This window comes from Rhodococcus sp. CX, assembly GCF_015865005.1.
Classification (GTDB): Bacteria; Actinomycetota; Actinomycetes; order Mycobacteriales; family Mycobacteriaceae; genus Rhodococcus.
Genome location: NZ_JADZGH010000168.1, coordinates 26,848 through 34,373 on the forward strand (window position 1 = coordinate 26,848; position 7,526 = coordinate 34,373).

Sequence of the window (7,526 nt, forward strand, 5' to 3'; positions counted from 1 at the left end):
CGTCCACCGCGCCACCGACCGCGCCGCGACCACGGTCTTCGGCCACTACCGCACCGAACTCGCCGAACTCGAGCAGGAACTGTCGATGTCCGAGCGGCTCGTCCCGATCACCGCCGAACTGAAGGCGCTCGTCGAGGCCGCCGCCGACGACGTGCCCGCACGCGCCGACGAACCCTACCGGCGCGCGATCCACGGCATCCGCGGCCGCCTCGCCGCCACCGCGCAGCGTCTGCTCGACGACCCGCCGAACTTCGGTGTCCCCCTCCTCGAGCCCTACCCGGGCCCGGCCGAACTGCTCGCCGACCTGGACGTCCTCGACGCCTCGCTGCGGGCCGCCGGCGACGACGTCATCGCCGACGACCGCCTCGCCCACCTGCGCAGCGCCGTCGAGGTGTTCGGGTTCCACCTCAGCGCCCTCGATCTGCGGCAGAACTCCGAGGTCCACGGCCGGGTCGTCGCCGAACTGCTCGCCTGGGCCGGCGTCACCGACGACTACGAGGCGCTGCCCGAAGACCGCAAGGTCGAACTGCTCACCCGCGAGCTCGCCACCCGGCGCCCGCTCAGCGCCCCCGGCGCCCGGCTCGGGGAGCTCACCACCGCCGAACTCGGGGTGCTCCGCGCCGCTGCCGAGGCCATCCGGCTGCTCGGCGCCCACGCCGTGCCGCACTACATCATCAGCATGTGCGCGTCGGTCAGCGACCTCCTCGAAGCGGCGGTGCTGCTCAAGGAGGTCGGGCTCGTCGACCACACCGACACCGGCCCGCGCTGCCCGGTCGCGGTGATCCCGCTGTTCGAAACCATCGAAGACCTCCAGCGCGGCGCCGCCATTCTCGGTGCAGCCCTGTCGATCCCGGAGTTCCGCAGCCTCGTCGACTCGGCCGGGTCGGTGCAGGAGGTCATGCTGGGCTACTCGGATTCCAACAAGGACGGCGGCTACCTCGCCGCGAACTGGGCGCTGTACCGCGCCGAACTCGACCTCGTCGAATGCGCCCGCGAGCACGGTATCCGGCTGCGGCTGTTCCACGGCCGTGGCGGCACCGTGGGCCGCGGCGGCGGCCCCAGCTACGACGCGATTCTTGCGCAACCCCCGGGCGCGGTCACCGGGTCACTGCGGCTGACCGAGCAGGGCGAGGTGATCGCCGCGAAGTACGCCGAACCCCGCTCGGCGCGCCGCAACCTCGAAAGCCTCGTCGCCGCGACCCTCGAATCCACGCTGCTCGACGTCGAAGGCCTGGGCGCCGACGCGCCCGCCGCCTACGCGATCCTCGACGACCTGGCCGCCCGGGCCCGCGCGGCCTACGGCGAACTCGTGCACGAGACCCCCGGATTCGTCGAATACTTCCGCACCGCCACGCCCGTCGGCGAAATCGGGCAACTCAACATCGGCAGCCGTCCCACCTCACGCAAACCGACGTCGTCGATCGCGGATCTGCGGGCTATCCCGTGGGTGCTGGCCTGGACCCAGTCCCGCGTCATGCTCCCCGGCTGGTACGGCACCGGCACCGCCTTCGAATCGTGGATCGGCGACGACGACACCCGCCGTGCCACGCTCACCGACCTGTACGAGCGGTGGCCGTTCTTCCGCACCGTGTTGTCCAACATGGCGATGGTGCTCGCCAAATCCGACATGGGGCTGGCCGCCCGCTACGCCGAACTCGTCCCCGACACCGACCTGCGCGACCGCGTCTTCGGCAAGATCGTCGACGAACACGCGCGCACCGTCCGCACCTATCTGGCGATCACCGGACGACCGGACCTGATGGCGGACAACCCGGCGCTGGCGCGGTCTGTGCACAACCGGTTCCCGTACCTCGAACCGCTCAACCACCTGCAGGTGGAGTTACTGCGGCGACTGCGCGCGGGGGAGGACACCGACGAGGTACGGCGCGGCATCCAGCTCACCATGAACGGCCTGGCCACCGCACTGCGTAACAGCGGCTGACGCCGGAGGCGACAGTGGCTGACGCCCGAAACGACGGTCGGTGTACCGAAATATCGGTGCACCCACCGTCGTACAGGGATCCTGTGTTCAGCGGTACGCCTCGCCGAGTTCCGGATAGTCCGCCCAGCGCGGCTCCCGCTGCCCGGCCAGCAGCGCGTCGAGCCGATCGAGGTAGTACTGCCAGCCCGGACCGATCTCGGCCGCCTCCGAACGGGGAACGTGCCGATGCGTGAACTCGAGGGTCGTGACCCGGCCGACCTGACGCAACCGCAGCTCGAGCCTCCACCCGTCCACGTCGACGACGAGCATCCGCGGACCCGCGCACTCGACGATCGTGACATCCGTTGTCGTCGAGTCGTGCTCGTCGGTCATCGTCAAACGCACCCGGCCCGACGACGAATCCCCGGTCCACCGTCCGTACCAGCGGGCGAGCACGTCCGGCTTGGTCAGCGCCGCCCACACCTCGCCGATCGGCAGCGCGAAACTGCGCTGATAGTGCAAGGTTACGAGGATCGAACCGTGCGGACAGTCGTGCTCGGGGCGGACCTCGCCGAGCACGGTGGACGGGGTGCTCATCGGAATGCTCCCTCCGGTCGTCGGATGCCGGACACCGACAATTCTTCCGTGCGAGACATCCACCGGTGCGGTTTCCGGCGCGATCCGTGACCGACGCGAGACCGGCCGCCGCGGATACGGGGGAGGGCGCCGCACCGGACCGGCTCGAGGCGATCTTCGAGCGATTCCACCGGGTCGATCCCGCACGCAGCACCGCCGGCAGGGGTCTCGGACCGATCATCGCGCGCGGGCTCGCGACCGTGCACGGCGGCACTCTCACCGGCGACGGGCCGGGGATGCGGGGCTCGCTCGAGCTGGACCTGCCGTGCCGTGGTCCGGCTGCACGGTACGGGTCGGACCACTACGGTGATATCGAGTCGTATCGGTCGCGCCCGCCCGATCACCGAGATTCCCGACGCCACCCGGCCGTCATCCGCAGTGATCTCCATCGGCGGACGGTGATCGCGATCGGCGGACGAGGAGCACAGCAGTGGCGGGAGATCCGGTACCGCATCCGACCGGGCGGGAACGATGGCGGCGATTCGTGGAACCGGCTCTGCTGGTTCTCACCCTGACGTTTCTGACGGGCGGCGTTGTCGCCTGGCTCGCGGGCGCAGCCGCGGTCGCGAACAGGTTCTGGATCACCGGCACGGTGATCGCGATCGTGCCCGCGGTGTGGTGGGTGCTGACGGCATTGCGCCGCGGGAGGGTGGGGGTCGATCTGATCGCCGTGCTGTCGCTGCTCGGCACATTGCTGGTCGACGAGTACCTTGCCGGCGCCCTCATCGCCGTCATGCTGGCCACCGGCCAGAGTCTCGACGCCGCGGCGAACCGCCGCGCGTCCAAGGACCTGCGAAGCCTGCTCGACCGTGCGCCGCGCTCGTCCCGGCGCCGGCGCGGGGAGATCGTCGAGACCGTGGCCATCGACGCCATCGCGGCAGGCGACGTCCTCGTCGTCGGATCGGGTGAAACGGTTCCGGTCGACGGCTGGATCATCGGTCCTGTCGCCGTCCTCGACGAATCGACGCTCACCGGTGAACCGATGAACGTCCGGCGCGGCGCCGGCGAGGCCGTGCGGTCCGGTGTCGTCAACGCCGGCGCCGTCTTCGAAATGGAGGCACGCGCGACCGCCGAGGAGAGCACCTACGCCGGAGTGGTCCGGCTCGCCCGCGATGCTGCTGCGGAATCCGCCCCGGTCGTGCGGCTGGCCGATCGGATCGCAGCGTGGTTCCTCCCGGTCGCACTGATCCTCGCTGCCGTCGCGTGGGTGGCGAGTGGTACTGCGGTGCGGGCGGTCGCTGTCCTCGTGGTGGCGACCCCGTGCCCACTGCTGCTCGCAGCCCCGGTCGCGATCGTGTCCGGGCTCTCTCGGGCTTCTCGCAGGGGAGTGGTGATCCGTAGTGGGGGCGCTCTCGAAAACCTGGGCCAGGCAACCACACTCGTCATGGACAAGACCGGGACTCTGACCACCGGCCGGCCCGCGGAGTCCGACATGGTCACGGCGCCCGGTTACGACGCTCCCGAGGTTCTGCGGTTGGCCGCGTCCGCCGACCAGGTTTCCGCACACGTCCTCGCCGACGCCCTCGTCGAAGATGCGAGAATCCGGGGTCTGACGCTGTCCTATCCCACCGAGGTCGTGGAGGAACCCGGCACGGGGATCGCGGCCACCGTGGACGGTCGCCGCGTGACCGTCGGCACGCTGGTCCTGCCGGCACACGCACCGTCGTGGGCCCGCGCGGTGGTGGCTCGAAGCGTTCTCGACGGCGCGGTCGTCGTGTGGGTGACCGTCGACGGCGAACTGGCCGGCGCGATCCTGCTGACCGACCCCCTGCGCCGGGACGCGCCGCGCACGCTCAGACGCCTACGGTCGGCGGGTCTGAACAGGCTGGTGATGCTGACCGGCGACCGGCGTGCGCCCGCCGCGGAGATCGGCGCGATTCTCGGCCTCGACCACGTCTATGCGGAACAGACGCCGGCGGACAAGGTGTCCCGGGTGCGAGCCGAGTGCGAGTCGGCGGTGACGGTCATGGTGGGCGACGGCGTCAACGACGCTCCTGCCCTGGCCGCCGCAACGGTCGGGGTCGCGATGGGTGCGCGCGGGTCGACGGCAACCTCCGAGGCTGCCGACATCGTCCTGACCACGGACCGGCTCGACCGCATCGCCGACGCGATGGAAATCGCGCGCCGATCCCGCCGCATCGCTCTCCAGAGCGCCGGCATCGGGATGACGTTGTCTGTGGTGGCGATGGGATGTGCGGCAGCCGGCTGGTTGGCTCCGGCAGTGGGCGCGTTGTTGCAGGAAGCCATCGACGTCGCCGTCATCCTCAATGCGCTCCGGGCGCTGCGCGGCGAACATACCCGCGACGCGGTGCTGCCCGAGGACACCGAGAAGATGCTGCAGCGATTCTCGTGTGAGCACGAGGAGATGAGGGACCGGCTCTCGATACTGCGCGACACCGCGCAGCTCCTGGCGGCCGGAGACCGGCAACGAGCGGTGGAATCGCTGCGGGACGTCGACGACTTCCTCACCGGAACTCTGCTTCCGCACGAGCAGGCCGAGGAGACCGAACTCTATCCGGCGCTGGCCGCGCCACTCGGCAGCGGTGAGGCCACCGCGACGATGAGCCGGATGCACGCCGAGATCGAGCGGCTCGCTCGCCGACTGCACACCCATCGCCGGCAGATCGACTCGCGCGGCGCTGTCGACCCGGACCGGTGCGACGACCTCCTCGCATGTCTGTACGGCCTGCACGCGCTGCTGCGCCTGCACTTCCTTCAGGAGGAGGAGAACTACTTCACCCTCGTCGAAACGGGCGAGCATCGCGATGACCCGCCCTCGCTGTGAGGCACCGCACCGAACCGGCTCGAGGCAATCCTCGAGCCGGGCAGTGCGTTGTTCCACTCAGCGCGTCGGCGCTCTCGGACGGGCCCCGGGAGCGCTCGACGGCATCACTTCGTGGTCTTGATGTCGATCTTCTTGGCGGATTCGGTTCCCTCGGCAAGCCCGATCGAGACGGTGAGAATTCCCTTGTCGTAGGACGCCTCGACGTCCTCGTCGTCGGCGGTGGGCGGCAGGGTCACCGAGCGATGGAACGAACCGTAGGAGAACTCGGACCGGCCCTTCTCGGTCTTCTCCTCGGTGCGTTCCGCGTGGATGTCGAGGCGGCCGCGGTCGACCGTGACGGTGATGTCCTTGTCCGGGTCCACTCCGGGAATCTCGGCTCGGACGATGTAGCGACCGTTGTCGATGTGGTCTTCGACGCGAATGAGGTTGTTGCCGAAGACGGTACCGAAGGAAGGCCATCGGAGCGTGTCGAAGATTTCGGACAGCTCCGGGAAGACCGAACGGGGCTGGCGAGCGGGCACAGACATCGTGTTCCCCCTTCCGTGTGTGTAACTGTCGCACCGTCAATTTTCCCCTCTTGCGGTGCCGGTCGGCACCGATGAGCCGAGGAAGGGACGAAGGGCCCCTATCGCCGAGGGCATGTGACCTGGCTCAATGGAAGGTGAACTGTCGACGGCCGACGCGGCCGACGAAGGAGCAGGCGCATGGACGGCGCACGCATCCCGCGGGTGGACGAACGCATCCTGGACCGCCGGGGTCTCGATCTGCTGATCGACGTACTGCGAGAGCGGGGATATCGGGTCGTCGGCCCCACCGTGAGTGACACCGCGATCGTCCTCGGTGAGCTGAAATCGGGGGCCGACCTGCCGGCCGGATGGGGCGTCGAGACCGCTCCCGGCCGCTACCGGCTGCATCGACGCGACGACGCCGCCGTGTTCGCGCATTCGTCGGGTCCCCAATCCTGGAAGCAGTACCTGCATCCACCGCGACGGCAACTGTGGTCCACCACCCGTGACGGTCCGTGGGAACCGCCCGTCGTCGACGAGACGCCCTGTGCGTTCGTCGGTGTGCGCGGTTGCGATCTCGCGGCGATCGCGGTGCTGCGCCGTGTCCTGTGTCCGGACCCGGACGCCGATACACCGACCGCGCGCCGTTTCCGCAGCCTGTTCGTCGTCGCCGCGCACTGCACCGAACCCGGCGGTGTGTGCTTCTGCGCCTCCATGGGCACCGGGCCGGCGGCCGGGGCGGGATACGACCTGGCGCTGACCGAACTCCTCGACAACCACGGCCACCGATTCCTCGTCGACGTCGGAACCGAATCCGGTGCGGCAGTCCTCGGCGACGTCGAGTCCCGTGTCGCGGAAGCAGACGACGTCGAGGGTGCACGCCGCGCGGTCGCCGATGCGGCCCGGCACATGGGCCGCCACATGCCCGACACGGATCTGCGCGAGCTCCTCCGGCGTGCCCGGGACGCCGACGTCTGGGAAGACGTCGCCGACCGATGCTTGACCTGCGGGAACTGCACGATGGTATGCCCCACCTGCTTCTGCACCACCACCGAGGACACGACCGACCTGACCGGTGAGCACGCGCAGCGCTGGCAGCACTGGTCGTCCTGCTTCGAACTCGACTTCAGCCACCTGCACGGCGGCGATGTCCGCACTTCCGGCGAGAGCCGGTACCGCCAGTGGATGTCGCACAAACTCGGCACGTGGTTCGACCAGTTCGGCAGTTCCGGATGTGTGGGATGCGGACGCTGCATCGACTGGTGCCCGGTCGGCATCGACATCACCGAGGAAGCGGCACGACTGTCACAGCTGCTCCCGGCGTGGGGAGAGGACGACCGGTGAACGCTCCCGAGCCCGTTCTCCCGGCCGCGCTCGCCGGGCTCTCCGAGGAACACCGCACCCGGCTCGCGGACTTCGCAGTCGCCGTCGGGTTCGCCCCCGGCGAGCTCGTCTTCCGGGAGGACGAACCCGCCACCCGGTGCTGGCTGCTGCACACCGGCAGCGTCGTGCTGAGCACGGTGGTACCGGGGCGAGGCACCGTGGTCCTCGAAACCGTGCACGGCGGCGACATCCTCGGCTGTTCCTGGCTCGCTGCCCGTCCCCGCTGGCAGTTCACCGCGCACGCCGCGGCCGTCACCGAGGCCACCGAGCTGGACGTCGTCGCCCTGCAGGCGAC

Annotated in this window: 7 protein-coding genes; 5 read left to right on the top strand and 2 right to left on the bottom strand. The window is 69.8% G+C overall.

All coding sequences use genetic code 11. The annotated features are described in order from the left end of the window. Window positions 1-1,942: phosphoenolpyruvate carboxylase (gene ppc / locus I0Q12_RS17670; RefSeq protein ID WP_231610909.1), on the top strand; the 1,942-nt coding region annotated here is incomplete at its 5' end. A gap of 87 nt (window positions 1,943-2,029) precedes the next feature. On the opposite strand, the gene I0Q12_RS17675 is transcribed toward ppc, so the two are convergent. After that, window positions 2,030-2,518 carry an SRPBCC domain-containing protein gene (locus I0Q12_RS17675; RefSeq protein WP_197253131.1) on the bottom strand — a complete coding sequence of 163 codons (489 nt, stop codon included), beginning with the start codon at window positions 2,516-2,518 and terminating at the stop codon, window positions 2,030-2,032. An 86-nt stretch (window positions 2,519-2,604) separates the two neighbouring features. On the opposite strand from I0Q12_RS17675, the gene I0Q12_RS35125 reads away from it, so the two are divergent. Together I0Q12_RS35125 and I0Q12_RS17685 are read left to right on the top strand one after the other, a co-directional pair. Next, window positions 2,605-3,072 carry a sensor histidine kinase gene (locus I0Q12_RS35125; protein ID WP_197253195.1) on the top strand — a complete coding sequence of 156 codons (468 nt, stop codon included), beginning with the start codon at window positions 2,605-2,607 and terminating at the stop codon, window positions 3,070-3,072. Next, complete coding sequence (locus I0Q12_RS17685; protein ID WP_307846325.1) at window positions 3,042-5,342, top strand: heavy metal translocating P-type ATPase; 2,301 nt, start codon at window positions 3,042-3,044, stop codon at window positions 5,340-5,342. The genes I0Q12_RS35125 and I0Q12_RS17685 overlap by 31 nt, the downstream gene beginning before the upstream one ends. Before the next feature lie 104 nt (window positions 5,343-5,446). On the opposite strand, the gene I0Q12_RS17690 is transcribed toward I0Q12_RS17685, so the two are convergent. Continuing rightward, complete coding sequence (locus I0Q12_RS17690; protein WP_197253133.1) at window positions 5,447-5,869, bottom strand: Hsp20/alpha crystallin family protein; 423 nt, start codon at window positions 5,867-5,869, stop codon at window positions 5,447-5,449. 177 nt (window positions 5,870-6,046) lie between these two features. Between I0Q12_RS17690 and I0Q12_RS17695 the strand changes: the two genes are divergently transcribed. Continuing rightward, on the top strand, window positions 6,047-7,192 hold the full coding sequence (locus I0Q12_RS17695; RefSeq protein ID WP_197253134.1) for a 4Fe-4S dicluster domain-containing protein: 1,146 nt from the start codon (window positions 6,047-6,049) through the stop codon (window positions 7,190-7,192). Further along, on the top strand, window positions 7,189-7,526 hold a 338-nt coding region (locus I0Q12_RS17700; protein ID WP_307846326.1), incomplete at its 3' end, for a cyclic nucleotide-binding domain-containing protein. The genes I0Q12_RS17695 and I0Q12_RS17700, both read left to right, overlap by 4 nt.